General features: G+C 72.0%; 24 protein-coding genes and 1 tRNA gene. 13 read left to right on the forward strand and 12 right to left on the reverse strand.

The features are described from left to right. The first annotated feature begins 30 nt into the window (after positions 1–30). A complete protein-coding gene (locus DI272_RS07340) occupies positions 31–930 on the forward strand; it encodes a DMT family transporter (RefSeq protein WP_109494553.1) in 900 nt (299 codons plus the stop codon). A 561-nt stretch (positions 931–1,491) separates the two neighbouring features. Here the strand turns inward: DI272_RS07340 and DI272_RS07345 are convergent. From DI272_RS07345 to DI272_RS07355, 3 genes are read right to left on the reverse strand one after another with little or no spacing between them, the layout of a single operon-like run. Beyond that, on the reverse strand, positions 1,492–2,568 hold the full coding sequence (locus tag DI272_RS07345) for a maleylacetate reductase (RefSeq protein ID WP_109494554.1): 1,077 nt from the start codon (positions 2,566–2,568) through the stop codon (positions 1,492–1,494). Next, entirely contained in the window at positions 2,565–3,416 is an 852-nt protein-coding gene (locus tag DI272_RS07350; RefSeq protein WP_109494555.1) for a dioxygenase, read from the reverse strand. Before DI272_RS07350 ends, DI272_RS07345 begins: the two co-directional genes overlap by 4 nt. Before the next feature lie 40 nt (positions 3,417–3,456). Then, a complete protein-coding gene (locus DI272_RS07355) occupies positions 3,457–3,972 on the reverse strand; it encodes a hypothetical protein (protein WP_109500724.1) in 516 nt (171 codons plus the stop codon). 131 nt (positions 3,973–4,103) lie between these two features. On the opposite strand from DI272_RS07355, the gene DI272_RS07360 reads away from it, so the two are divergent. Next, positions 4,104–4,451 carry a cupin domain-containing protein gene (locus tag DI272_RS07360; protein ID WP_109500723.1) on the forward strand — a complete coding sequence of 116 codons (348 nt, stop codon included), beginning with the start codon at positions 4,104–4,106 and terminating at the stop codon, positions 4,449–4,451. A 28-nt stretch (positions 4,452–4,479) separates the two neighbouring features. Here DI272_RS07360 and DI272_RS07365 read toward each other — a convergent pair whose 3' ends face one another. Further along, complete coding sequence (locus tag DI272_RS07365) at positions 4,480–5,505, reverse strand: LacI family DNA-binding transcriptional regulator (RefSeq protein WP_109494557.1); 1,026 nt, start codon at positions 5,503–5,505, stop codon at positions 4,480–4,482. Between the two features lie 130 nt (positions 5,506–5,635). Here DI272_RS07365 and DI272_RS07370 point away from each other — a divergent pair, with 130 nt between their 5' ends. Genes DI272_RS07370 through DI272_RS07390 form a run of 5 tightly spaced genes read left to right on the forward strand, consistent with a single transcriptional unit; the run spans position 5,636 to position 10,149 of the window. Continuing rightward, entirely contained in the window at positions 5,636–6,802 is a 1,167-nt protein-coding gene (locus DI272_RS07370; RefSeq protein WP_109494558.1) for a phytanoyl-CoA dioxygenase family protein, read from the forward strand. Between the two features lie 15 nt (positions 6,803–6,817). Next, complete coding sequence (locus DI272_RS07375) at positions 6,818–7,603, forward strand: SDR family oxidoreductase (RefSeq protein WP_109494560.1); 786 nt, start codon at positions 6,818–6,820, stop codon at positions 7,601–7,603. A gap of 49 nt (positions 7,604–7,652) precedes the next feature. Further along, positions 7,653–8,657: a Gfo/Idh/MocA family oxidoreductase gene (locus DI272_RS07380; protein ID WP_109494562.1), complete on the forward strand. Its 1,005-nt coding sequence runs from the start codon at positions 7,653–7,655 to the stop codon at positions 8,655–8,657. Next, positions 8,654–9,682, forward strand: coding sequence for a Gfo/Idh/MocA family protein (locus DI272_RS07385; RefSeq protein WP_109494563.1), 1,029 nt, complete (start codon positions 8,654–8,656; stop codon positions 9,680–9,682). The genes DI272_RS07380 and DI272_RS07385 overlap by 4 nt, the downstream gene beginning before the upstream one ends. Before the next feature lie 8 nt (positions 9,683–9,690). Further along, a complete protein-coding gene (locus DI272_RS07390; RefSeq protein ID WP_109494564.1) occupies positions 9,691–10,149 on the forward strand; it encodes a GNAT family N-acetyltransferase in 459 nt (152 codons plus the stop codon). Here the strand turns inward: DI272_RS07390 and DI272_RS07395 are convergent. Genes DI272_RS07395 through DI272_RS07415 form a run of 5 tightly spaced genes read right to left on the reverse strand, consistent with a single transcriptional unit; the run spans position 10,140 to position 15,077 of the window. Beyond that, positions 10,140–11,159 carry a Gfo/Idh/MocA family protein gene (locus DI272_RS07395; protein ID WP_109494565.1) on the reverse strand — a complete coding sequence of 340 codons (1,020 nt, stop codon included), beginning with the start codon at positions 11,157–11,159 and terminating at the stop codon, positions 10,140–10,142. The genes DI272_RS07390 and DI272_RS07395 overlap by 10 nt on opposite strands. 13 nt (positions 11,160–11,172) lie before the next feature. Continuing rightward, positions 11,173–12,072, reverse strand: coding sequence for a sugar phosphate isomerase/epimerase (locus DI272_RS07400; RefSeq protein ID WP_109494566.1), 900 nt, complete (start codon positions 12,070–12,072; stop codon positions 11,173–11,175). Continuing rightward, positions 12,069–12,977, reverse strand: coding sequence for an ATP-binding cassette domain-containing protein (locus DI272_RS07405; RefSeq protein ID WP_109500725.1), 909 nt, complete (start codon positions 12,975–12,977; stop codon positions 12,069–12,071). The genes DI272_RS07400 and DI272_RS07405 overlap by 4 nt, the downstream gene beginning before the upstream one ends. Positions 12,978–12,981: 4 nt before the next feature. Continuing rightward, positions 12,982–14,058: an ABC transporter permease gene (locus tag DI272_RS07410; protein ID WP_181387516.1), complete on the reverse strand. Its 1,077-nt coding sequence runs from the start codon at positions 14,056–14,058 to the stop codon at positions 12,982–12,984. Then, complete coding sequence (locus tag DI272_RS07415; RefSeq protein WP_109494568.1) at positions 14,058–15,077, reverse strand: sugar ABC transporter substrate-binding protein; 1,020 nt, start codon at positions 15,075–15,077, stop codon at positions 14,058–14,060. Before DI272_RS07415 ends, DI272_RS07410 begins: the two co-directional genes overlap by 1 nt. A gap of 599 nt (positions 15,078–15,676) precedes the next feature. Between DI272_RS07415 and iolD the strand changes: the two genes are divergently transcribed. Together iolD and DI272_RS07430 are read left to right on the forward strand one after the other, a co-directional pair. Then, positions 15,677–17,554, forward strand: a complete 1,878-nt coding sequence (gene iolD, locus DI272_RS07425; protein WP_109494570.1) for a 3D-(3,5/4)-trihydroxycyclohexane-1,2-dione acylhydrolase (decyclizing) — start codon at positions 15,677–15,679, stop codon at positions 17,552–17,554. 35 nt (positions 17,555–17,589) lie between these two features. Further along, entirely contained in the window at positions 17,590–18,381 is a 792-nt protein-coding gene (locus tag DI272_RS07430) for a GntR family transcriptional regulator (RefSeq protein WP_109494571.1), read from the forward strand. 21 nt (positions 18,382–18,402) lie between these two features. Here the strand turns inward: DI272_RS07430 and DI272_RS07435 are convergent, their stop codons facing one another. Beyond that, on the reverse strand, positions 18,403–19,386 hold the full coding sequence (locus DI272_RS07435) for an aldo/keto reductase (RefSeq protein ID WP_109494572.1): 984 nt from the start codon (positions 19,384–19,386) through the stop codon (positions 18,403–18,405). A 95-nt stretch (positions 19,387–19,481) separates the two neighbouring features. Further along, positions 19,482–20,147 carry an NUDIX domain-containing protein gene (locus DI272_RS07440; protein WP_109494573.1) on the reverse strand — a complete coding sequence of 222 codons (666 nt, stop codon included), beginning with the start codon at positions 20,145–20,147 and terminating at the stop codon, positions 19,482–19,484. A 253-nt stretch (positions 20,148–20,400) separates the two neighbouring features. Here DI272_RS07440 and DI272_RS07445 point away from each other — a divergent pair, with 253 nt between their 5' ends. Further along, positions 20,401–20,604 (forward strand): cold-shock protein, encoded by a 204-nt coding sequence (locus DI272_RS07445; RefSeq protein WP_007502648.1) that lies wholly within the window; start codon positions 20,401–20,403, stop codon positions 20,602–20,604. 88 nt (positions 20,605–20,692) lie between these two features. Next, positions 20,693–22,348: a DEAD/DEAH box helicase gene (locus tag DI272_RS07450; RefSeq protein ID WP_109494574.1), complete on the forward strand. Its 1,656-nt coding sequence runs from the start codon at positions 20,693–20,695 to the stop codon at positions 22,346–22,348. Positions 22,349–22,500: 152 nt separating this feature from the next. On the opposite strand, the gene DI272_RS07455 is transcribed toward DI272_RS07450, so the two are convergent. Further along, positions 22,501–22,574, reverse strand: a tRNA-Pro gene (locus DI272_RS07455). A 130-nt stretch (positions 22,575–22,704) separates the two neighbouring features. Here DI272_RS07455 and DI272_RS07460 point away from each other — a divergent pair. Then, positions 22,705–23,220, forward strand: a complete 516-nt coding sequence (locus tag DI272_RS07460; RefSeq protein ID WP_109494575.1) for a DUF309 domain-containing protein — start codon at positions 22,705–22,707, stop codon at positions 23,218–23,220. Positions 23,221–23,269: 49 nt separating this feature from the next. Continuing rightward, positions 23,270–24,043 carry a precorrin-6A synthase (deacetylating) gene (gene cobF, locus DI272_RS07465; RefSeq protein ID WP_181387112.1) on the forward strand — a complete coding sequence of 258 codons (774 nt, stop codon included), beginning with the start codon at positions 23,270–23,272 and terminating at the stop codon, positions 24,041–24,043. Positions 24,044–24,057 lie beyond the last annotated feature (14 nt).

Raw genomic sequence — 24,057 nt, forward strand, 5'->3', positions numbered from 1 at the left:
GCAAGCATGCCCGGCCCGCACGATCGGCGTATGCAAGGAGCCCCCGCACGCCCCGCCGCGCCCTCTCCCCTGCCCACCGCCCCGGAACGCGCAACCGTCCCCGTCGCCGGGGTGGCCACGATGGTCGGCAGCGGCCTGTCCAACCAGGTCGGCGCCGCGGTCGGATCGCTCGCCTTCCCGGTCATCGGCCCCGTGGGCGTGGTGACGGTACGTCAATACGTGGCCGCGGCAGTACTGTTGGCCGTCGGAAGGCCGCGGCTGAGGTCGTTCACCTGGCGCCAGTGGTGGCCGGTGCTGCTGCTGGCCGTGGTGTTCGGGACGATGAACCTGTCCCTCTACACGGCCGTCGACCGGATCGGCCTCGGACTGGCGGTGACCCTGGAGTTCCTCGGCCCGCTGGGCATCGCGCTGGCGACCACCCGGCGGCGGGTGGACGCGTGCTGCGCGCTGTTCGCGACCGCGGGGGTCGTCACGCTGATGCGGCCGCGGCCCTCCGCCGACTACCTCGGCATGGGGCTCGGTCTGCTCGCCGCCCTCTGCTGGGCGTCGTACATCCTCCTCAACCGCACCGTCGGCAGCCGGCTGCCCGGGGCGCAGGGGTCGGCGGCCGCGGCCATGGTGTCGGCGCTGATGTTCCTGCCGGTCGGGATCGCGGCCGCCGTACGCCACCCGCCGACCGCGGGGGCGGCCGGCTGCGCGGTGGCCGCGGGCGTGCTGTCCTCGGCGGTTCCCTACCTCGCCGACCTGTTCACCCTGCGACGGGTGCCGGCCCCGGTGTTCGGCCTGTTCATGAGCGTCAACCCGGTCCTGGCGGCCCTGGTCGGGTGGGTGGTCCTGGGGCAGGGGCTGGGATGGCCGGAGTGGACGGGCGTCGCGGCGGTGGTCGGGGCGAACGCGATCGGCATCCTCACGGCACGAGCGACGGCGTGAGCGAGAACGAGAGCGTGAGAGACGGTGAGAGCGTGAGAGACGGCGTGAGCGTGAGAGACGGCGTGAGCGGCGGCGCGACCGACGGTGCGAACGGAGCACGGCGGTCCGACTCGGCGATCCGGACGGGCTTGGTGACGTAGTCCTCCCCGCCGGGGCCGAGTTCGGCAGCAGACGGTGCAGGGCGTCGCAGGAGGCCAGGTAGAGCCGTGGGGGGCGATCGGCGGGGGCGATGCGGCGCCGTGGGCGAGGTCCGCGAGGTCCGCGAGGTCCGCGAGGTCCGCGAGGTCCGCGAGGTCCGCGAGGTCCGCGAGGTCCGGCAGCGTGGCGTCGAGGACGACCAGGTCGTACCGCTGCCGGGTGAGCCGCACCATGCCCTCGGCGCCGGTACCCGCGGTGCCGACCCGGCACAGTTTCGGCGCCCTCCGCCAGAAACCACGCCCGGCCCCAGCGGCCCTCCCTGGGAACCGCGACCGGCCCCGGCCCGCTCTCCCCCACCCCGGAAACCGCGACCGGCCCCAGCGGCTCCCTCGGAGTCCGCGCTCCGAGGAGCCCGCTCATCTCCTACGACGGCTTCGGCGCCCCGCCCTCGAACGCCGCCCGCAGCAGCGCCAGCACCCCGTCCGCCGTGACTTCCGCGGGGTTGGGGTAGGACTGACCCGCCGTCTGCGCGGCCGCCACCGCCAGGTCGGTCTCCTTCAGGCCCAGTTCCGCGAGCGAGCGCGGTGCGCCCAGGTCACCGGCCAGGCGCCACAGGGCCGTTGGGGCGTCGGCCGCGTCCAGGGCCCGGGCGACGGCCGCCGCCGCCTCGGGGGCCGCGGCGGCGTTGTACGCCAGGGCGTACGGGAGGACCACGGTGTGCGTGTCCGCGTGGGGCAGGCCGAAGGTGCCGCCGAGGACGTGGCACAGCTTGTGGTGCAGGCCCATGGTGGTGGCGCCCAGGCAGGAGCCGCAGAGCCAGGCGCCGTAGAGGGCGCGGCTGCGGGCGTCCAGGCTGCGCGGGTCTGCGGCCAGCCGGGGCAGCGCGCCCGCCATGGCGCGGACGCCCTCCTCCGCGGTCAGCGCGATCAGGGGTGAGGTGTCGGGGGCGTACAGGGCCTCGACGGCGTGCGCGAGGGCGTTGACGCCGCTGGTGACGGAGAGCGGGACGGGGAGGGTGAGGGTGAGCTCGGGGTCGTAGACGATGGCGCGGGGCAGCACGGACGGGTCGCGTCCGGTGCGTTTGGCGCCGTGTTCGGTCAGGCCCCACACCGGGGTCGCCTCGGAGCCGGAGTACGTGGAGGGGACCGCGATCAGGGGCAGGCCGGTGCGCAGGGCGATCGCCTTGCCGAGGCCGATGGCGGAACCGCCGCCGACCGCGACACAGCCGTCGGCGTCCACGGCCCGGGCCACCGCCACGGCCCGCTCGGCGACTTCGGCGGGGACGTGCATCCTGGCCCCGGTGTGCAGGCCGGCGCAGGCCGGGCCGAGGGAGTCGGCGACCGCCCGCGCGGTGTCGGCGCCGTGGGCGCCGGAGACCACCAACAGCCGCCGCAGACCGAGCCGTTGGGCCTCCCCCGCGGTCGCGGTCGTCGCGCCGCCGGGACGGAAGACGACCCGGACGGGCGGCGTCTCGTGGATGAAGTCCGCGAGGGGGTTCACACGCGCTCCAGTACGAGGTCGATGTGCGCGTGCCGGAAGGGGGTCGGCACGCCCGACTCCGCTGCCAGAGCGGGGTCGTCGGTCGGTGCGAAGTCGCGGACCAGGCTCTGCTTGACGGCGAACACCGCGTCCGAGTCGAGGTACTCGTCGCCCGCCACGAAGATGTGGGTGGTGACCGGGGTGTGGTCCGGGGCCGAGGCGATGAAGTGGATGTGGGCCGGGCGGTAGGGGTGCCGGCGGGTGGCCCTGAGCAGGTCGCCGACCGGGCCGTCGGTGGGGATCGGGTACGAGCTCGGCACGCAGGTGCGGCAGCGGAAGCGGCCCTCGCTGTCCGTGGTGAACAGGCCGCGGCCGTTGCCCGGCGGCTGGACGTCCGGCTGCTGGACGTCGTAGAAGCCGTTGCCGTCGGCCTGCCAGACGTCGACGGCCGCGCCGGGCAGCGGGGTGCCGTCGGCGGACAGGACACGGCCGCTGACCACACAGGGCTCGCCGTCGCCGACGAGGTCGATGTTCGCGCCGGGTTCGCGGGCCGGGGAGGCGGTCATGTGGAAGGGGCCGAGGACGGTCGACTCGGTGGCGGCGGGCGAGCCGTGGCCGTGGAGGGTCTCCAGCAGCATCGACAGGCCGAGCACGTCCGACAGGAGGATGAACTCCTGTCGCGTGTCCGTGCAGGTCTGTCCCGTCGCCGTGAGGAAGCGGATCGCCGCCGCCCACTCCTCCTGCGTCAGCCGGGTCTCGCGGGCGAAGTCGTGCAGATGGCGGACGAGGGCGGTGAGCAGCTCGCGCAGGCGCGGGTCGGCCGTGTCGCGCAGGCTGCGGATCGCCTCGTCGGTGACGTCGGTGGTCATGAGGGCTCCCTTCCCCGGCAGGCCCCGACCTTACGCTCCGTCACTTGATGACGGCGTTGGCCACGACCACCCCCACCCCCAGCAGCGCGTCCACCGCGCCGATCAGCACGGCCGCGGTCCACGAGCGGTGCGCCCGGCGGGCCGTCACCAGCCCGAGGGTGAACAGCAGGGTGATGTTCAGGGTGAACGCCGGGTACTCCACCCCTTTCGCGGGCCACCAGCCCCAGCCCGCCCCCGCCAGTACCGCGACCGTGGGGAGGACCGCGGCGATCAGCGGCCACTCGTTGACCAGCGTGCGCAGGGCGTCCCCGCGGCGGTGCGGGGTGCGTTCGGCGATGTAGTGGGCGTAGCCGTGGGCGAGGGCGGAGGCGAGGGCCGTGACCAGCAGCCACAGGGCGTCGTAGCGGCGGCTGTCCTGGGAGGTGTGGCCGTACTGGGTGAGCGCGGCGACCATCGAGCAGGCGAGGACGGCGCCGTAGACGCCGCCGAACAGGACGGCCTCGCGGGTGTCGTGCGGGTGCGGTGCGTCGGCGGGCTCCGCCGCGGCCTGTGCCATGTCTCCCACGATCACGTGCCTCGCGGCCGGCCGCCAGTCGCGACGAAGTGTCCTCCCACCTGGACCGATACCCCACACCCTGTCCACGGCCCAGGGGTGTGCGCGCTGGCTAGGGTCCTCCCATGAGCACCGTGAGCCACAGTTTCGCCGTCCACATCCCCGACGCCGAGCTCGAACCCGAGCCCCTCGACCCCGATCAGATCGTGTCCGGGACGCCCGAGGTGACCGGGAAGGTGCTCTGGGAGTCGGCGGACGGCAAGCAGATCCGCGGCATCTGGCAGATCACGCCGGGTGTCGTCACCGACACCGAGGCGGACGAGCTGTTCGTGGTGATCAGCGGGTCGGCCACCGTCGAGGTGGCGGGCGGGCCGACGCTGGAGGTCGGGCCCGACGACCTGGCCGTCCTGCGCGCGGGCGACCGTACGACGTGGACGGTGCACGAGACGCTGCGCAAGGCGTACGCGATCAATCTCAGCTAGGCCGTACGCCGCCGGCGGCGGTGCGTCCTCAATCCCGGCTCGGCATGTTGTACGGGGTCACGACCTGGATCGGGGACGGCAGCGTCGGCCCGGCGGGCGGCAGCGCGCCGTGGGCCCGCATGACGAGGTGGCAGGCCTCGCGGAGGTCCTGGCGCAGGTCGTGGTGGAGGACCGCGGAGAGGCGGTGCTCGCTCAGCAGGCGGGTGTTGTCGTGGTCGAGGTCGTGGGCGACGAACACCACGCACGCGCGGCCCAGGTCCGCGAAGGCGCGCAGGGTCGCGATGTTGCCGCCGCCGATGGAGTAGACGGCACGGATGTCCGGGTCGCGGGCGAGGGCGGCGCGGACGAGGTCGTACTGGGTGGCGTCCAGGCCCTGGCCCTCGGCGATCTCGACGAGGGTGCGGTCGGGGTGGTGGGCGCGCATGGCGCTGCGGAAGCCCATCTCACGCTCCTCCTCGTTGCGGAAGAAGCCGCTGCTGAGGCTGGTGAGGACGTTGCCGGGCCGGTCGCCGAGCCACTGGCCCATGAGGTACGCGGCCGTCGCCCCGGCCGCCCTGTTGTCTATGCCGACGTAGCCGAGGCGGGCGCTGGCGGGCAGGTCGGTGACCAGGGTGACGACCGGGATGCCCGCGGCCACCAGGCGTCCGACGGCCGCGGTGACCTCGGGGACGTCCGGCGCCTTGAGGATCACGCCCTGGGAGCCGCGCCGGGCTATCCGGTCCAGGGTGCGGACCTGCTCCTCGACCGGGCCGGTCTCCCGGAAGTGGAAGCGGGACCGCACGACCGCCGGGTGCAGGGCGGGCAGTTCCGCCTCCAGCGCGGCACGGACCGCGGTGCTGAAGCGCTCCGGCGCCTGCATCACTATGTCGATCATGAAGGTGCGGCCCACCAGCCGGACCTGCGTGCGCTGCCGGTCGAGGTCGGCGATGGCCTGCCGGACCTCGCGGGCGGTGCTCTCCCGGACGCCGCCCCTGCCGTTCAGGACACGGTCGACCGTGGCCTCGCTCAGACCTGCCTGACGTGCGATTTCCCGGATCGGGAAGGGGTGGCCCATGGGCAGGCTCCTTGAGGGGTTTTTGATGGCTCCGTGCCGGTTGTTCGACGGGTTTGTACTGACAAGAATGACAGCGTTGCGTCGCCCCTGTCACCGAAGCGCTGCTCGCCCTGTCATCGAGAGGACGTCGATGTCCTTCACCGCCGTACACCGCCGTGCCTGGCTGTCCGAGCAGGACTGCGACCTCGCCGCCCTGCGCCCGCTCGTCGAGCGCACCACCGACCCGGCCGACTACCCGTACGCCGACGCCGTGGAGCGGAGCGTCCTGCTCTACGACAGCGAGCGCGTCGGGGCCGCCGCGGACCGCCGTGCGGTCCAGGAGGAGCTGGTACGGGCCCTGACGGACGGGCCCGGCGTCGTGGTCTTCCGGGGCGCGTTCTGGGACCTCGCGGTCGTCGACCGGGCGACCGCCGTCTTCGAGGCGCTGATCCGCGAGCAGGACGCGGCGGGCGCCACCGCCGGGGACCACTTCGCGAAGCCCGGCGCCAACGAGCGGGTGTGGAACGCGCTGGAGAAGGCCGCCCTGTACGACCCGGCGGCGTTCGCCGACTACTACGCCAACCCCGTCCTCGCCCTGGCCGCCGAGGCCTGGCTCGGCCCCGGCTACCAGGTCACCTCCCAGGTCAACGTGGTCAACCCGGGCGGCCTCGCGCAGACCGCGCACCGCGACTACCACCTCGGCTTCCTGTCCGACGAGGTCGCCGCCGCCTACCCGTCCCATGTGCACCGCCTCTCCCCCGTGCTCACCCTTCAGGGCGCGGTGGCGCACTGCGACATGCCGGTGGAGTCGGGGCCGACGCTGTACCTGCCGTACTCGCAGACGTTCGAGCCGGGGTATCTGGCGTGGCGGCGGCCGGAGTTCCAGGCGTACTTCAAGGAGCATCACGTCCAGCTGCCGCTGGCCAAGGGCGACGCCGTCTTCTTCAACCCGGCGCTGTTCCACGCGGCCGGCACCAACCGCACCACCGATGTGCGGCGCGTCGCCAATCTGCTCCAGGTGTCCTCGGCGTTCGGGCGGGCCATGGAGACCGTGGACCGGGAGACGATGGCGAACGCGGTCTACCCGGTGCTGCTGCGGCGGGCGACGGAGGGGGCGAGCGAGGAGTGGCTGGCGAACGTCATCGCCGCGAGCGCCGAGGGCTACCCCTTCCCCACCAACCTCGACAGCGATCCGCCCATCGACGGGCTCGCCCCGCCCTCGCAGGCCGACCTGGTCCGGCGGGCCCTGCGCGAGCGGTGGACGCCGCGGACGCTGCGGGACGAGCTGCGGGCGGCGGCCGAGCGGCGCGCGAGCTGAAAGGAACGTACTCCCATGGCACTTCAGGGACTTCTGGAGGACAAGGTCGTCCTCGTCAACGGCGGCAGCCAGGGCGTGGGCGCCGCGATCGCGCGGGCCGCGGTGCGTGAGGGCGCGGTCGTGGCCGTGTCCGGTCGGCGCCCGGAGCCGGGCGAGGCGCTGGTGGCCGAGCTGACGGCGGCCGGCGGCAAGGCCATGTTCGTGCGGGCCGACCTCGCGGACGCCGAGCAGGCGAAGGCGTCGGTGGCGTCGGTGGTCGCCGTGTACGGCCGGATCGACTGCCTGGTGAACTCCGCGGGCCTGACCTCCCGGGGCACGCTGCTCGACACCACGCCCGAGCTGTTCGACCAGCACATCGCCATCAACCTCAAGGCGCCGTTCTTCGCGATGCAGGCCGCGGTCGCCGACATGGTGGCCCGCGAGGCGCCCGGCACGGTGGTCAACATCATCACGTCCTCGGCGCACGGCGGGCAGCCGTTCCTCGCCCCGTACGTGGCCGCGAAGGCCGGGCTGATCGGCCTGACCCGCAACGCCGCGCACGCGCACCGCTGGGACCGGGTACGGATCAACGGGCTGAACATCGGCTGGACGGCGACCGAGGGCGAGGACGCCACGCAGAGGACGTTCCACGGCGCCGCGGACGACTGGCGCGAGCAGGCCGCCGCGAGGCTGCCCATGGGCAAGCTCGGCCAGCCGGACGAGATCGCCGACTTCGTGGTCCTGCTGCTGTCCGACCGGTCGGGCGTGGTCACCGGCTCGGTGATCGACTGGGACCAGAACGTCCTCGGCGGCCTGGACTGAACCTCACCAGCACTGTCACTGCAAGAACCCTCAAGGAGCTGCACCCCCCATGCGCATCGGAATCCTCGGCCTCGGCCGCATCGGCGCCTTCCACGCCGAGACCCTCTCCGGACTCGACGCGGTCGACTCGCTCGTCCTCACCGACCCGTTCGCGGACGCCGCCAAGGCCGCCGCGGAGAAGTTCGGCGGCGAGGTCGTGGACTCGCCGGAGGCGCTGCTGGCCGCCGGGGTGGACGGCATCGTCGTGGCCGCCGCCACCGACGCCCACCCGGCGCTGATCCTGGCCGGCGTCGAGGCCGGCATCCCCGTCTTCTGCGAGAAGCCCGTCGCCAAGCACATGAGCGAGGGCGTGGAGGTCCTCAAGGCGATCCGGGGTACGGACGTGCCGATCCAGATCGGCTACAACCGGCGCTTCGACGCCGGATTCGTCGCGGCCCGGGCCGCCGTGCACTCGGGCGAGCTGGGCAAGCTGCACACGGTCCGCTCCACGACCCTCGACCCGGCGCCGCCGCCCGCCGCGTACGTCGCCGCCTCCGGTGGCATCTTCCGGGACTGCTCGGTGCACGACTTCGACATCATCCGCTGGGTGACCGGGCGCGAGGTGACCGAGGTGTACGCCGTCGGCGGCAACCGCGGCGCCGACTACATCAAGGCCGCGGGCGACGCCGACACCACCGGCGCGATCCTCACCCTGGACGACGGCACGATCGCGGTGGTCTCCAACTCCCGCCACAACAAGCGGGGTTACGACGTCCGCATGGAGCTGCACGGCTTCGAGGACTCGATCGCCGTCGGCCTGGAGGACAAGCTGCCGCTGCGCTCGGTGGAGCCCGGGGTGACCTTCCCGGCCGGGACGCCGCACGACTTCTTCATGGACCGCTTCACCGCCGCCTACCGCGCCGAACTCACCGCTTTCACCGAGGTCGTGGCGGGCAGCCGTCCCTCCCCGTGCACGGTGGAGGACGCCCTGGAGGCCGGCTGGATCGCCGAGGCCTGCACACTGTCCCTGCACGAGCACCGTCCCGTCACCATCGAGGAGGTACGGCAGGCATGAGCGAGCCGGGCCGGGAACCACTGCGCATCGGAGTCCTGGGAGCCGCGCGGATCACCGCGGGCTCCCTCATCGCCCCGGCCCGGACGACCGGCCACCGCGTCGTCGCGGTGGCCGCCCGCGACCGGTCCCGCGCCGAGGAGTTCGCGCGCGAGCACGGCGTGGAGCGGGTCGTGGACTCCTACGCCGATCTGATCGCGGACCCCGAGGTCGAGGCCGTCTACAACCCCCTGGCGAACGGCCTGCACGGGCCGTGGAACCTGGCCGCCCTCGCGGCGGGCAAGCACGTGCTGTCGGAGAAGCCGTCGGCGAGCAACGCCGAGGAGGCCGCCGAGGTGCGGGAGGCGGCGGCGAAGTCCGGGACCGTCTTCATGGAGGCGTTCCACTACCTCTTCCACCCGGTCACGCGGCGCCTGCACGAGCTCCTCGGGAGCGGTGAACTCGGCGAGCTGCAGAGGGTGGAGACGATGGTCGCCATCGCCGCGCCCCCGGACACCGACCCGCGCTGGTCGCTGCCGCTGGCCGGCGGTGCCGTGATGGATCTGGGCTGCTACAGCCTGCACGCCGTGCGCATGCTGGCCCCGTTCGGCGGCGGCACGCCCCGGCTGGTCTCCGCACGCGGCGGCGAGCGGGCGGGGGCGCCGGGCGTGGACGAATGGCTGGACGCGGAGCTGGAGTTCCCCGGCGGGGCCACGGCGTCCGCGCGCTGCCACATGGCGTACGACGGCCTCGACATGAGCTGCCGGATCGTCGGCAGCCGGGGCGAGGCGTACGCGCCCAACTTCGTGCTGCCGCACCTCGACGACCGGGTGGTGGTGCGCACCGCCGCGGGCGAGCGCACCGAGCGGCTCGGCACCAGGTCGTCGTACACCTACCAGTTGGACGCGTTCGCGGCGCGGGTCCGGGAGGGGACGCCGGTGCCGCTCGACGCGGACGACGCGGTGGCGACGATGGAGCTGATCGACGCGGGCTACCGGGCGGCGGGCTTCGAGCCGCGGCCCCGGTCGGTGGTCGCGCGCCTGGCATGATCGAGGGCATGGCCGCACCCATCGCTCCCGCTCACGTCACCGACATCCAGCAGGTGCTGGCGGACCACTCCCGCTACTGGGGCGAGCGCGACCTGCGCTCGCTCCATCTCCTGGCCCTGGTGCAGGAGTTCGGGTCGACGTGCCTGGTCGCCCGCGACGACACCGGCATCCTGGGCTACCTCGTCGGGTTCGTCACGCCCGACGCCACCGGGTACGTCCATCTGATCGCCACCCGTGACGACGCGCGCGGCACCGGGCTCGGCCGCCGGCTGTACGACGCCTTCACCGAGGCCGCGCGGAAGCAGGGCGCGGTCCGGCTGAAGGCCATCACCTCCGTGACCAACACGGGATCGGTCGCCTTCCACCGAAGTCTGGGCTTCGACGCCCGTGTCCAGGAGGACTACAACGGTCCCGGTCAGCCGATGGTGGTCTTCACCCGCCCGCTCCCCGAACCCGGTCAGGCGTAGAGCCCCGGGCGCTCCACCAGCTCGACCTCCATCCGCCCGCCGTCCGTCAGCGCCCGCACCCCGGCCTCGCAGACGGCGGCGGCCGCGTACCCGTCCCAGACGCTCGGCCCGGTGACCTCGCCCCGGCGGGTGGCGTCGGCCCAGGCCTGGAGCTCGCGGTCGTAGGCGTCGGCGAAGCGGTCGGTGAAGTCCTGGGCGATGGTGCCGCCCCAGCGGCCGGCCATGTTGGTGACCATGGCGTGGCCGTCGCCGATGCGGGCGGTGCCGCGTTCGCAGACCGCCTCGGCCTGGACCTGGTAGCCGAAGCCGCAGTTGACGAAGATCTCCACGTCGGCGACCGCGCCGCCGTCCGTCTCGAACACCACGAACTGCGGGTCCTGCAAGGCGTCCGGCGCGTTCGCCGAGCGTCTCGGCCGCAGCACGGTGACGGCGGTGATCTCCTCGTCGAGCAGCCAGCGGGTGACGTCCGCCTCGTGCGCCACCGAGTCGCTGATGAGCATCTCGCTGGTGAAGAAGGGCGGGCTGGCCGCGTTGCGGTGCCGGTTGTGGAGGAGCAGCGGGCGGCCCAACTGGCCCGTGTCCAGCAGGGCCTTGAGGCGCACGTACTCGGGGTCGTAGCGCCGCATGAAGCCGACCTGGACCCGCCGGTGGCCGAGTCTCCGTTCGGCTTCCAGGACCCGTAGGGCCGAGGCCGCGTCCGGGGTGAGCGGCTTCTCGCACAGCACCGGGAGGTCGCGTTCGAGGGCGGCCAGCAGCGCGGCCTCGTGCGCGGGCCCCGGGGAGGCGATCAGTACGGCGTCCACGTCGTCGGCGGTCATCGCCGACAGCGGGTCGGTGTAGGCGGTGCAGCCGTCGACGCGGGCCGCCACGGCCTTGGCGCGCTCCGCGTCGGTGTCGACGACGGCGCTCACCCGGGCGCCGCTGACGACGCCCTGGATGCGCCGCACATGGTCGGCGCCCATCTTTCCCGTTCCGATGACGGCGACTCGGAGAATGTCGCTCGGCGTCATGACGTCGCCCCCTTCAGGCGCCGCAGGACCTCAGGTACTTGCGGGTGCGCACCGCGATCGGCAGTGGCTTGTCCGGCTCGCACGGGTACATGTCCTGCTCGACGATCGCGAACAGGTCCACGCCCAGCTTCTGTGCCGCCACCAGGACCGGCTCCAACTCCGGTACACCGGAAGGCGGCTCGCACATCACGCCGCGCTGCACGGCCGGTCCGAACGGCACCTCGTCCGCCACCACGTCGGCGAGGATCGCGGGGTCGACCTGCTTGAGGTGCAGATAGCCGATGCGTTCGCCGTACGTCTCGATCAGCTTGACGCTGTCGCCGCCGCAGTAGGCGTAATGCCCGGTGTCCAGGCAGAGGTTGACGAGTTCGGAGTCGGTCGAGTCGAGGAAGCGCTCGACGTGGTCCTCGGTGTCGAGGTGGGTGTCGGCGTGCGGGTGGACGACGATGTCGAGGCCGTACGCCTCCTTCACCTCGTGTCCGAGCCGCTCCATGCCCTTGGTGAGGTGGGCCCACTGCTCGTGGGTCAGCTCCGGGGGTTCGAGGAGCTCGGCGGTCTTGTCGTCCCGCCAGAAGGACGGGATGACGACGAGGTGCTGCGCGCCCATCGCCTGGGTGAGGGCGGCGACCTGGCTGACGTGTTCCCAGGTCGGCTCCCAGACCGAGGGGCCGCGATGCAGGCCGGTGAAGACGGTGCCCGCCGAGATCTTGAGGTCGCGCTTCGCGACCTCGTCGGTGAGCCGGGCCGGGTCGGTCGGCAGATAGCCGTACGGACCCAGCTCGATCCACGCGTAGCCGGCCTCGGCGACCTCGTCCAGGAACCGTCGCCACGGCACCTGTTGCGGGTCGTCGGGGAACCAGACGCCCCAGGAGTCGGGGGCGGAGCCGACCCGGATGCGGTCCAGGGGGGTCACGACGGGTCTTCCTCGGTCGTCACCACCGGTGCGGTGAGGTCGCCCGCCTCGGGCAGCTCTTCGACGTCGACGCCGCGGACCTGGGCCAGCTCGTGCTTGAGGGCGGCCAGTTCGGAGCCGCCGGCCATGTGGTTGGTGAGCTCCTCCAGGCTGACCTCGTCGCGGGAGGCGTTGAGTTCCATGGTGCCCAGGCGCAGCACGCTGAAGTGGTCGCCGACCATGTAGGCGTGGTGCGGGTTGTGGGTGATGAAGATGACGCCCAGTCCGCGGTCGCGGGCGGCGGCGATGTACTTCAGCACCACACCGGACTGCTTCACGCCGAGCGCGGCGGTGGGCTCGTCCAGGATGAGGACGCGGGCGCCGAAGTGGACGGCGCGGGCGATCGCCACGCACTGGCGCTGGCCGCCGGACAGCGTGCCGATCGGCTGCTCCAGGTCGTCCAGGACGATGCCCATGTTGCGCAGCTCCGCGTCGGCGGTCTGCTTCATCTTCTCGATGTCCAGGCGCCGCAGCGGCCAGGGGCCCTTGGTCAGCTCGGAGCCGAGGAAGAAGTTGCGCCACACCGGCATGAGCGGGACCACGGCCAGGTCCTGGTACACGGTGGCGATGCCCTTGTCGAGGGCCTCGCGCGGGGTGGTGAAGCGTACCGGGGCGCCGTCGACGAGGAACTCGCCCTCGGTGTGCTGGTGCAGCCCCGAGATGATTTTGATCAGGGTCGACTTTCCGGCGCCGTTGTCGCCCAGCACACAGGTGACCTGGCTGGGGTGGACCTTGAGGTCGACACCGTGCAGGGCGCGGATGTTGCCGTACGACTTGCCCGCGTTGCGGAGTTCGACGATCGCGCCGTCGCTCCCCTGGGGGACGGTGTCGGCGAGGACGGCCCCGTGGGTTCCGTTGGATGTCATCACGTCACCTCCGGGTCGCCGTACGGCTGACCCACAGATTGATCAGGACGGCGCCGAGCAGCATCACGCCCAGGAAGGCCTTGAACCAGTCCGGGTTCCAACCGGCGTACACGATGCCCTGCTGCACCATGCCGAACATGAACGCCCCGAAGACCGGGCCGATCGCGGAGCCGGCACCACCGGTCAGCAGACAGCCGCCGATGACGGCCGCGGAGATGTAGATGAGCTCCTGGCCCACGCCTTCACCGGACTGCACGGTGTTGAAGGAGAACAGGTTGTGCATGCCGACGAACCAGGCGCCGAACCCGACCAGCATGAACAGCGAGATCTTCGTGAAGGTCACCGGCACACCGACGGCCCGGGCGGAGTCCTTGTTGCCGCCGACGGCGAAGATCCAGTTGCCGTACTTGGTGCGCAGCAGCACCCAGGTCGCCAGCGCGGCGAAGACCAGCCAGTACACGATCGTGATCTTGATCTGGACGCCGCCGACCTCGAAGGACGACGCGAAGATCTTCTTGGCCTGGTCGAAGCCGTCCATGTCGGAGATGTCGTCGGTGGCCACGTTGCCGGTGACGAGCTTGGTGACCGCCAGGTTCACGCCCTGGAGGATCAGGAAGGAGCCCAGGGTGATCAGGAAGCTCGGCAGACCGGTCTTGACGACCAGCCAGCCGTTGAGGAACCCGATGGCGAGCGACACGACCAGGGCGGCGACCACGCCCATCCACACGTTCAGCGTGAGCTCGTAGGCGAGCATGCTCGCGGTCAGCGCGGAGGTGATGACCGCGACGCCGGACGACAGGTCGAACTCGCCGCCGATCATCAGCAGCGCGACCGGCAGGGCCATGATCCCGATGGTCGACGACTGGTAGAGGATGTTGGCCATCGAGCTGCCCTCGCGCACCGGCGGTGCGGAGACCAGGAAGAAGACGTAGACGGCGACGGCGCCGAGGAAGACGCCGACCTCGGGGCGGGCCAACAGCCGCAGGGCAAGGGGACGTCGGGCGGTCCGGCCGTCGGTCTCCTTCGGGCCGGGGGCCGGCGGTGTGGTCACCGCCGGCTCGGCGTGCTGGGTCATACTGATCACCGGGTGCCCTTCGCGGCGTACTTGGCGACCGCGTCGACGTTGGACTTGTCCACGAAGGCGGGGCCGGTCAGTACCGGCTGCTCGCCGCCGCCCATGTAGTTGCCGTTGTTCTTGTAGAGCCAGAGCGAGTCGACCGAAAGGTAGCCCTGGAGGTACGGCTGCTGGTCGACGGCGAAGGCGATGCTGCCCTTGCTGATGGCGCCGGTCAGGTCCTTGTTGAGGTCGAAGGTGGCGACCTTGGCCTTGCTGCCGGCGTCGGACACCGACTGCGCGGCGGTCAGCGCGATGGGGGCGCCGAGGGCGACGACGTAGTCGATGGACTTGTCCTGGCTGAGCTTGGCGGTGATGGTCGACTTCACGGACGGCATGTCGGCGCCGTTGACGTTGACCGTCTGGAACTTGCCCTCGAAGGTCTTCTTCACGCCGTCGCAGCGCTGGGTCAGACCGATGTTGCCCTGCTCCTGGATGACACAGACGGCGCTCTTGGCGCCCTCCTCGTTCAGCCGCTTGCCGAGGGCCTCACCGGCGACGGTCTCGTCCTGGCCGAAGAACTCCATCAGGCCGAGCTTCTGCCACTCGCTGACACCGGAGTTGAGGCCGACGACGGGTATGTTCTTGGCCTTCGCCTTGGCGATGACGTCCTTCAGGGCGTCGGGCTTGGCCAGGGTGACCGCGATGCCGTCGACCTTCTGGTCGATGGCGTTCTGCACCAGGGTGGCCTGGCCTCCGGCGCTCGGGTCGTTCGTGTAGATCAGCTTGACGTTGTCCTTGGCGGCGGCGGCCTCGGCGCCCTTGCGGACGATGTCCCAGAAGGTGTCGCCGGGCGACTGGTGCGTGATCAGGGCGACCGTCATGCGCGGGGTGCTGGCCTTGCCGGCGGAGGCGCCGTCCGCGCTCTCCTCCGACTTCTTGCCCCCGGAGCTGCTGGAGCAGCCGGCGAGGGTCAGGGCAGCGGCCGCGGCCAGCGCCACAACGGGGGTCAGTCTGCGGGACTGGGAGCGAGAAGAGCGGTCCATCTTTCCTGCACCTCACTGTGCTTTGCGGGGGAAAGGAAGAGAGATCTCGGTGATCCGAGGCCCGGGATCTTGGCATGTCCGGGTCGCGGGCCGCAAATACGGCGGTTGCGCTGGGACGGAATCCAATCCCTGGGCGTGGCCCCTGTCAATACTTTGTTAAGACATCATTTCACGTACAGGTCCGAATGTAAGTACAAAGTATTGACAGGGTCACCTCCCGCGTCCTACACCTGAGACTCGCAGGCCCCCGCGCGGGCCGCACGTCAGCCGAGTCCGAGGAGCGTCGCGCATGGTCGTACCCGCCCAGCCCTTCGACTTGATCACGATCGGTCGCACCGGAGTCGATCCTCACGCACGGCAGCCGGGCATGGCGTCGGACGATGTGCAGACCTCCGGGACGTTCCTGGGCGGTTCTGCGGCGAACACGGCCGTCGCCCCCCGGCTCACCTCCTCCTCCACCATGCCGACGCGGCCGGAGGTCGAGAGCCTCCTGACAGCGGCGGCATCTTGGACAGCACCTCGTGCGGCGCCTTGAGCGACACCGTCCACGACCGGCCCGAGCACCCCGGCCCCCGCCCCCGACCCCCGGAGAAGTCCTGATGAGCAGCCCCACCCGCCGCCTGACCGTCGCCCAGGCCCTGGTGCGTTTCCTGTCCGTGCAGTACACCGAGCGCGACGGTGTGCGGCAGCGGCTGATCGCCGGCACCTGGGGCATCTTCGGCCACGGCAATGTCGCGGGCGTCGGCCAGGCGCTCCTGGAGGCGGGCGAGGAGGCGATGCCGTTCCACCAGGGCCGCAACGAACAGGCCATGGTGCACGCGGCCGTCGGCTACGCCCGCCAGCTCGACCGCCTCTCCGCGCAGGCGGTGACGACGTCCATCGGCCCGGGCGCCACGAACCTCGTCACCGGCGCCGCCCTGGCCACCATCAACCGGCTCCCGGTCCTCCTCCTGCCCGGCGACTACTTCGCCTCGCACGCCCCCGACCCGCTGCTCCAGCAACTGGAGCACCCCACCGAGGCGGACGTGTCGGTCAACGACACCCTGCGCCCGGTCTCCCGCTACTTCGACCGGATCACCCGCCCCGAGGCCCTGATCCCGTCCGCCCTCAACGCCATGCGGGTCCTCGCCGACCCCGCCGAGACCGGCGCGGTGACCCTGGCCCTGCCGCAGGACGTGCAGGCCGAGGCGTACGACTGGCCGGAGGAGTTCTTCGCCGAGCGCGTGTGGCACGTACGGCGGCCCGCGCCCGACCCCTACGAGCTGGCGGCGGCCGTGGCGGCGATCCGGGCCGCCGAGCGCCCCCTGATCGTCGCGGGCGGCGGGGTGCACCACAGCAGGGCCGAGGAGGCCTTGAAGACGTTCGCCGACGCCACCGGCATCCCGGTCGCCTCCACGCAGGCCGGCAAGGGCTCCCTGCGCCACGACCACCCGGCCGACCTCGGCGGCATCGGCCACACCGGCACCGCGGTCGGCGACGCCCTCGCCCGCACCGCGGACCTGGTGATCGGCGTCGGCACCCGCTACACGGACTTCACCACCGCCTCCGGCACCCTCTTCCAGAATCCGGGCGTCAGGTTCGTCAACCTCAACATCACCGCGTTCGACGCCCACAAGCTGGCGGCACGGACTCTGGTGTGCGACGCCCGGACGGGGCTGACTGCGTTGACGGAGGCGTTGGCGGGTCATCGCGTGAACTCGGTTCACGAGGCGGAGTACCGCGCCGGGAAGGAACGTTGGGAGCAGGTGGTCGACACGGCTTTCAGCGCCCCCGACGACCACGCCGTACCGACCCAGACCCAGGTGCTCGGCGCGCTGGACGCGGTCGTGGGCGACGACGACGTGGTCATCAACGCGGCCGGTTCGCTCCCCGGCGACCTGCACAAGCTGTGGCGGGCCCGCAGCCCGCGCCAGTACCACCTGGAGTACGGCTACTCCTGCATGGGCTACGAGATCCCGGCCGCCATCGGCGTCCAGCACGCCACTCCCGACACGCCCGTGTGGGCGCTGGTCGGCGACGGCACCTATCTGATGATGCCGACCGAGATCGTCACGGCCGTGCAGGAGGGCCTGCCGATCAACCTGGTCCTCATCCAGAACCACGGCTACGCCTCCATCGGCGGCCTGTCGGAGTCGGTCGGCGGGGAGCGCTTCGGCACCGCCTACCGCTACCGCTCCGCCGACGGCACCTTCTCCGGCGCGCCGCTCCCCGTCGACCTGGCCGCCAACGCGGGCAGCCTCGGTATGGACGTGCTGCGCGCCAAGACGGTCCGCGAGCTGCGCGAGGCACTCGCCACGGCCCGCGCCTCCGACCGCCCCACCTGCGTCTACGTCGAGACGGGCCCCGCCGGTCCGGCCGCTCCCCCGGCCGAGGCCTGGTGGGACGTGCCGGTGGCCGCGACCGCGTCCCGCGAGGCCGCCGTACGGGCCAGGGAGGAGTACGACCGGCAGGTCGCCGCCCGCCGCACCCATCTGTGACGCCCCGCGCCCGCTCCACCGAGGGAGGTACCCCCATGGCGAAGACCGGCGGTCGCTCACGCACCGCTCCCCCTGCCGCCTCCGCGCTCGACTCCGTGCACTTCGCCCTGGACCGGAGCAGTCCGGTGCCCCTCTACTACCAGCTCGCCCAGCAGCTGGAGGCGGCGATCGAGCACGGCGTCCTCGCCCCGGGGAACCTCCTGGGCAACGAGATCGACCTCTCCGTACGCCTCGGCCTGTCCCGCCCGACGGTCCGCCAGGCCATCCAGACCCTGGTCGACAAGGGCCTGCTGGTGCGGCGGCGCGGGGTGGGCACGCAGGTGGTGCACAGCCAGGTCAAGCGAGGACTCGAACTGAGCAGTCTCTACGACGACCTGGAGACGGCCGGGCAGGGGCCGACCACACAGGTGCTGCGCAACGAACACGTCCCGGCCGCCGCCGACGTCGCCGCCGCCCTCGGCATCGCGGAGGGCGCCGACGTCGTCGTACTGGAACGACTGCGCTGTACCCACGGCCAGCCGGTGGCGTTCCTGTGCAACTACCTGCCGGCGACCCTCCTCGAACTCGACACCCCGAGACTGGAGTCGACGGGCCTGTACCGGTTGATGCGCTCGGCGGGCATCACCCTGCACAGCGCCCGCCAGACCGTCGGCGCCCGCAGCGCCACCGCCGAGGAGGCGGCCCGCCTCGGCGAGCGGGAGGGCACCGCGCTGCTGACCATGCAGCGCACGGCCTACGACGACACCGGACGGCCGGTGGAGTACGGCACGCACATCTACCGCGCGTCCCGGTACGCGTTCGACTTCCAGTTGCTCGTCCGCCCCTGAGACCGCGCCGGACGCGACGACCTAGTGGGCGCCGTCCAGGCGGGCCCGCTGGTCCCCGGTCAGTTCCAGGTCGACGGCGGCCAGGTTCTCCTCCAGCTGGGCCAGGGACGACACCCCGGCCAGCGGGAGGATCGGCAGGGCGCCGCCGATCTGCCAGGCCAGCACGACCTGGTTGACCGTCGCGCCGGTCTCCCGGGCCACCTCCCGGAGGACCTTGAGCCGGGCGGCGGTGCCGGGGTGGTCGAAGTCGGCGGGGAGGCGGTCGGGGTGGGCGTAGGCGCCCTTGAGCAGGGGTGAGTACGCGACGAGGGTGAGGGCGGGCTCCGCGCGCAGATACGACAGGAGCTCCGCGCCCGCGTGCCCGAGGCTGCCGTCGGGCCAGAAGTCGTCGGGCACGTCGAGACGGGGCCGCAGATGGCTGTGGGCGTACTGGAGCACCTCGTAGCCGGGCAGTCCCGCCGCGGCGGCGATCGCGCGGGCCCGCTCCACCCGCCACACGGCGTGGTTGCTGGCGCCGAGCAGGCCGACGGTGCCCTCGTCGACGAGTTCGGCGAAGCCCTCGACGGTCTCCCGCAGCGGCACGTCGTAGTCCTCGATGTGCGCGTAGAGCAGGTCCAGCTTCGCCACGCCCAGCCGTTCCCGGCTGCGCTCGGCGGACTCGCGGATCACCTTCGCCGAGAGGCCCTCGGCGTTGTCGGTGTAGCTGGTGCCGGGGGCCAGGGGGCGGGCGCCGAGCTTGGTGGCGATGAAGACCTCCTCGCCGATGCCGCGGCTGCGCCGCCAGCGCCCGAGGAGTTCCTCGCTCTGGCCGCCCTGGCCGCCGTCGACCCAGAACGCGTAGTTGTCGGACGTGTCGATGAAGTTGCCGCCCGCCTCCACATAGCGGTCGAGCAGCGCGAAGGACGTCGCCTCGTCCGTGCGCGAGCCGAACAGCATCGCGCCGAGGGCGAGGACGCTGACCTCGCGGCGGTTCTTCGGGTCGGTGCCGATGGTGCGGTACTTCATGGGACTCCCCTCCCGTTCACGCGCCCTCGGTCGGGGTGCGCGAACGGGAGTCTTCCTGCTGGAGCGCACTTCAAGTCAAGGGACCACGTCCCGGCTCACGAGGACGCGAACGGCCCTTCCAGCGCGGCCCATTGGAGGAGCATGATCGTCTTGGCGTCGGCGATCTCGCCGGTGCGGATCATCTCCAGGGCCCTGCGGAAGGGCAGTTCGAGGATCTCGATGTCCTCGCCCTCCTCGTCGAGGCCGCCGCCCTCGTGGGTGCGGGTCGACGGACCGTACGCGGCGGCGTAGAAGCTGACGCGCTCGGTGACCGAACCGGGGCTCATGTAGACGTCGAAGACGTGCCGGACCTCGCCGATGGTGTGCCCGGTCTCCTCCACCACCTCGCGCCGCACCGCGATCTCCGGGTGCTCGTCCTCGTCGTCGAGCACTCCGCCCGGGGTCTCGACGAGCATGCCGTCGGGGTGGCCGTTGACGTACACGGGGAAGCGGAACTGCCGGGTGAGCAGGACGGTTTCCCGGTCGGCGTCGTAGAGGAGCATGGTGGCGCCGTTGCCGCGGTCGTGCGTCTCGCGCTGCTGGGTGCTCCAACTGCCGTCGGCGCGCTGCAGGTCGAAGGTGGTGGCCCGCTCGACGTACCAGTGGCTGGAGAGCAGTTTCACGTCACGGACCTTGACGCGGGGGTTGCCGGTCAGGTCCAGGCCGGTGCGGTCGAGCCCGGTGCGGCCCCGGCCGTCGGGGGTGTCGACGCCGGCGGTCATCGGGCACCGGCCGGGCGGAGCGGGGGGAGCGAGTTGGTCATGTGGGCCTTCTATCATCCCGCGACGCCGGAACGCCGCGGGACGGCGGCGGCGCCTGCGCGAGCACGCAGCGTCGCATCGTGTTAGACTTTCAGAGTTGCAGTTGTGGTACCCATGAACCTATGTGCGCCTGACGGGAATGCTTATCCTCAGGCGCATTATTTGTTTTCCCGGCATCTCCGGATGGGGCCTCTGCCTACTGAAGGAGAAAGTCATGGCACAGGGAACCGTCAAGTGGTTCAACTCTGAAAAGGGTTTCGGCTTCATCGAGCAGGACGGCGGCGGCCCCGACGTCTTCGCCCACTACTCGAACATCGCGACCCAGGGCTTCCGTGAGCTGCAGGAGGGCCAGCGGGTCTCCTTCGACGTCACGCAGGGCCAGAAGGGCCCGCAGGCGGAGAACATCGTCCCCGCCTGATCGCCGGACGCGTATTCCGCTCACCGGGGTCCGCACCGTCTTGGTGCGGACCCCGGTTTGTGCTGTTTCCAGGAAGGCAGACCACCGCATGTCCCGCAGGCCCCAGAAGTCGAACCGGCGCGCCTCGTCCCCCTCACCGTCCGTGTCGCCGCCGAAGGAATTCCGGCTGCCGGAAACCACGACACCCGCACTTCCCGCCGTCGAGGACTTCGCCGACCTGGACATGCCCGCGGGGCTGCTGAAGACCCTCACCGCACAGGGCGTGACCACGCCCTTCCCGATCCAGGCCGCGACGCTGCCGAACTCGCTCGCCGGGCGTGACCTGCTCGGACGCGGACGCACCGGCTCCGGCAAAACCCTCGCCTTCGGTCTGGCGCTGCTGGCCCGTACGGCCGGACAGCGCGCGCAGCCCAAGGCTCCGCTGGGCCTCGTCCTGGTGCCCACCCGGGAACTTGCCCAGCAGGTGACGGACGCCCTGACGCCTTACGCGACGGCGGTCAACCTCCGGATGGCCACTGTGGTCGGCGGTCTCTCCATCACCCGGCAGGCCGCCACGATCCGGCGCGGCGCCGAGGTGCTGGTGGCGACACCGGGCCGGCTCAACGATCTCGTGGAGCGCGGGGACTGTGTCCTCGACCAGGTCGGCATCACGGTGCTGGACGAGGCCGACCAGATGACCGACATGGGGTTCCTGCCCCAGATCACCAAGCTGATCCAGCAGGTACGGGCCGACGGGCAGCGGATGCTGTTCTCGGCCACCCTGGACCGCAACATCGACCGTCTGGTGCAGCGGTTCCTGACCGACCCGGTGGTCCACTCGGTGGACCCGTCCGCGGGCGCGGTGACCACCATGGAGCATCACGTGCTCCACGTCCTGGACGAGACCGACAAGAAGGCCGTCACCACGCGCATCGCGGCCCGCGACGGCCGGGTCATCCTCTTCCTCGACACCAAGCGGTCCGCGGACCGGCTCACCAAGCGGCTGCTGTCCGTCGGCGTCCGGGCGGCGGCGCTGCACGGCGGCCGCTCCCAGCCGCAGCGCAACCGCACCCTGGAGCAGTTCAAGAACGGCCAGGTCACGGCACTGGTGGCGACGAACGTCGCGGCTCGTGGCATACACGTGGACGACCTCGACCTCGTCGTGAACGTCGATCCCCCGACCGACCACAAGGACTACCTCCACCGGGGCGGTCGCACCGCCCGCGCCGGCGGTTCCGGCAGCGTGGTCACGCTGGTCCTGCCCGACCAGAAGCGCGACGTCACGCGTCTGATGTCGGACGCGGGCATCCGCCCCCGGACGGCCCGGATCACGTCCGGGGACGCGGCCCTGGCCACGATCACCGGAGCCCGCGAGCCCTCCGGTGTGGCCGTCACCATCGAGATCCCCCAGCCGACACCGTCGACGGCGTCCCGACCGGACCGGAAGACCGGCGCCAAGCCCGGAAGCCGGTCCGGCCGCCGGCGCCGCAACGGCGCCGAGTCCCAGGGGCAGCCCGGCACCCAGGCCCAGTCCGGGGCCCGTTCCTCGTCGGGCGGTGCCGCGAGGGCCGGGAACGAGGGCTCCGCCCGCCGGGCCGGCGCGGGAGCCGGGAAGGCCAAGAGCGGCGCCGCCGCGGCGGGCGGCCGGACCGCCCCCCGCCGGTCCCCGGCCGGCGCCTCGGGCCGCGCCGCCTCCGGCCAGGCCGGCCGCGCGTCCGGTGGCCGCCGGACAGCGTCCCGCAGGTCCACCGGGGGCGCTGCGTAGCTCCCTGGGGGCCGGTCTCCGGCCGGCCCCCGAAAACAACCTCAGGAAACAACCGCAGGGAACAACCGCAGAGAACAGAAGAGAACAACCGAAAGGCCGTTTCAGATGCCTCTGAAACGGCCTTCGTGTTACTGCTCCACGACTTCGAAAAGTCGGGACGACAGGATTTGAACCTGCGACCCCTTGACCCCCAGTCAAGTGCGCTACCAAGCTGCGCCACGTCCCGGTGCGTCTCGCGCGGTGGAACCGCGTGATCACGCGTTGAGTACTTTACCCCACGCCGGGGACCGCTTCGAAGAGGGCCCGGTGAGGAGGGCCGGTGAGGCGAGCCCCGGTGCGCGCGGGACAATCGGCGTATGGGCAGCACATCCTCAGGACGGCCGACCGGGGCACGCGACCGCGACGACGAGGGCCGGGCGCGCAACGCCCGGCCGCGGGACGGGCTCGGCAGGCCCCTGCCGTACGGGGCGGAGGGCGTGGCCCGGCAGCCCGAGGGCGTGCTCCGTACGCCGGAGCGGAGCGTCGTGGAGGCGCAGGAGCTGCTGGACGCGGGGAAGCCGTTCCACGCTCACGAGGTGTTCGAGGACGCCTGGAAGTCGGGGCCCGAGGAGGAACGGGGGCTGTGGCGGGGCCTGGCCCAGCTCGCGGTGGGGCTCACGCACGCGGCCCGGGGCAACGTCACCGGCGGGGCGCGGTTGCTGCGGCGCGGGGCGGGGGCGGTGGAGGAGTGGGCGTCGCGCGGGGGACGGGCACGGCCGTACGGGATGGATCTCGGCGGTCTCGCCGCATGGGCGCGGCAGCTCGCCGGGGAGGTGGAACGCGGGGACACGGCCGTGGACGCCCGCGCCCGGGCACCCCGGCTGCGGCCTTGACCTGGGACTCGGTGCCGTCGCCGTCAGTGGCGTACGGCAGACTCGGGGGGTGCGAAAGATTCATGTCATCGGTATCGGCGCGGGCGACCCCGACCAGCTGACCCTCCAGGCGGTCAAGGCGCTGCGGAGCACGGACGTGTTCTTCGTCCTCGACAAGGGCGAGGTGAAGAGCGATCTCACCGACCTGCGCCGGGACATGCTCCAGGCGCACATACCCGAGGGGACGTACCGCGTCGTCGAGGCCCGTGACCCCGACCGTGACCGCACGGCGGGCGGCGCGGCCTACTCCCCCGCCGTCGGGGACTGGCGCAGCGCGCGTGCCGCGATCTACGAGCGGCTGATCGCCGAGGAGCTGGGCGAGGACGAGAGCGGCGCGTTCCTGGTGTGGGGCGACCCCGCGTTGTACGACAGCACGCTCGGCATCCTGGAGGAGATCCTGGAGCGCGGCGCGGTGGCCTTCGCGTACGACGTCGTCCCCGGCATCAGCAGCGTCTCCGCGCTGGTGGCCCGGCACTGCACCGGCCTGAACCGGGTCGCGCGGCCGGTGCAGATCACCACCGGGCGGCGGCTCGCCGAGGGCTTCCCGGAGGGGGTGGACGACGTGGTGGTGATGCTGGACGCGCACCAGGCCTTCCGGCAGTACGCCGAGGACGACATCGACATCTACTGGGGCGCGTACATCGGCACCCCGGACGAGATCCTCGTCTCCGGGCCGATCGCCGAGGCCGGGCCGCGCATCGAGCGGCTGCGGGCGGAGGCACGGGAGCGCAAGGGCTGGATCATGGACACCTATCTGCTGCGCCGCAACCCCGCGCGCGGATAGGGCACCCGAGCGGG

The organism is Streptomyces sp. Act143 (genome assembly GCF_003143935.1).
Classification (GTDB): domain Bacteria; phylum Actinomycetota; class Actinomycetes; order Streptomycetales; family Streptomycetaceae; genus Streptomyces.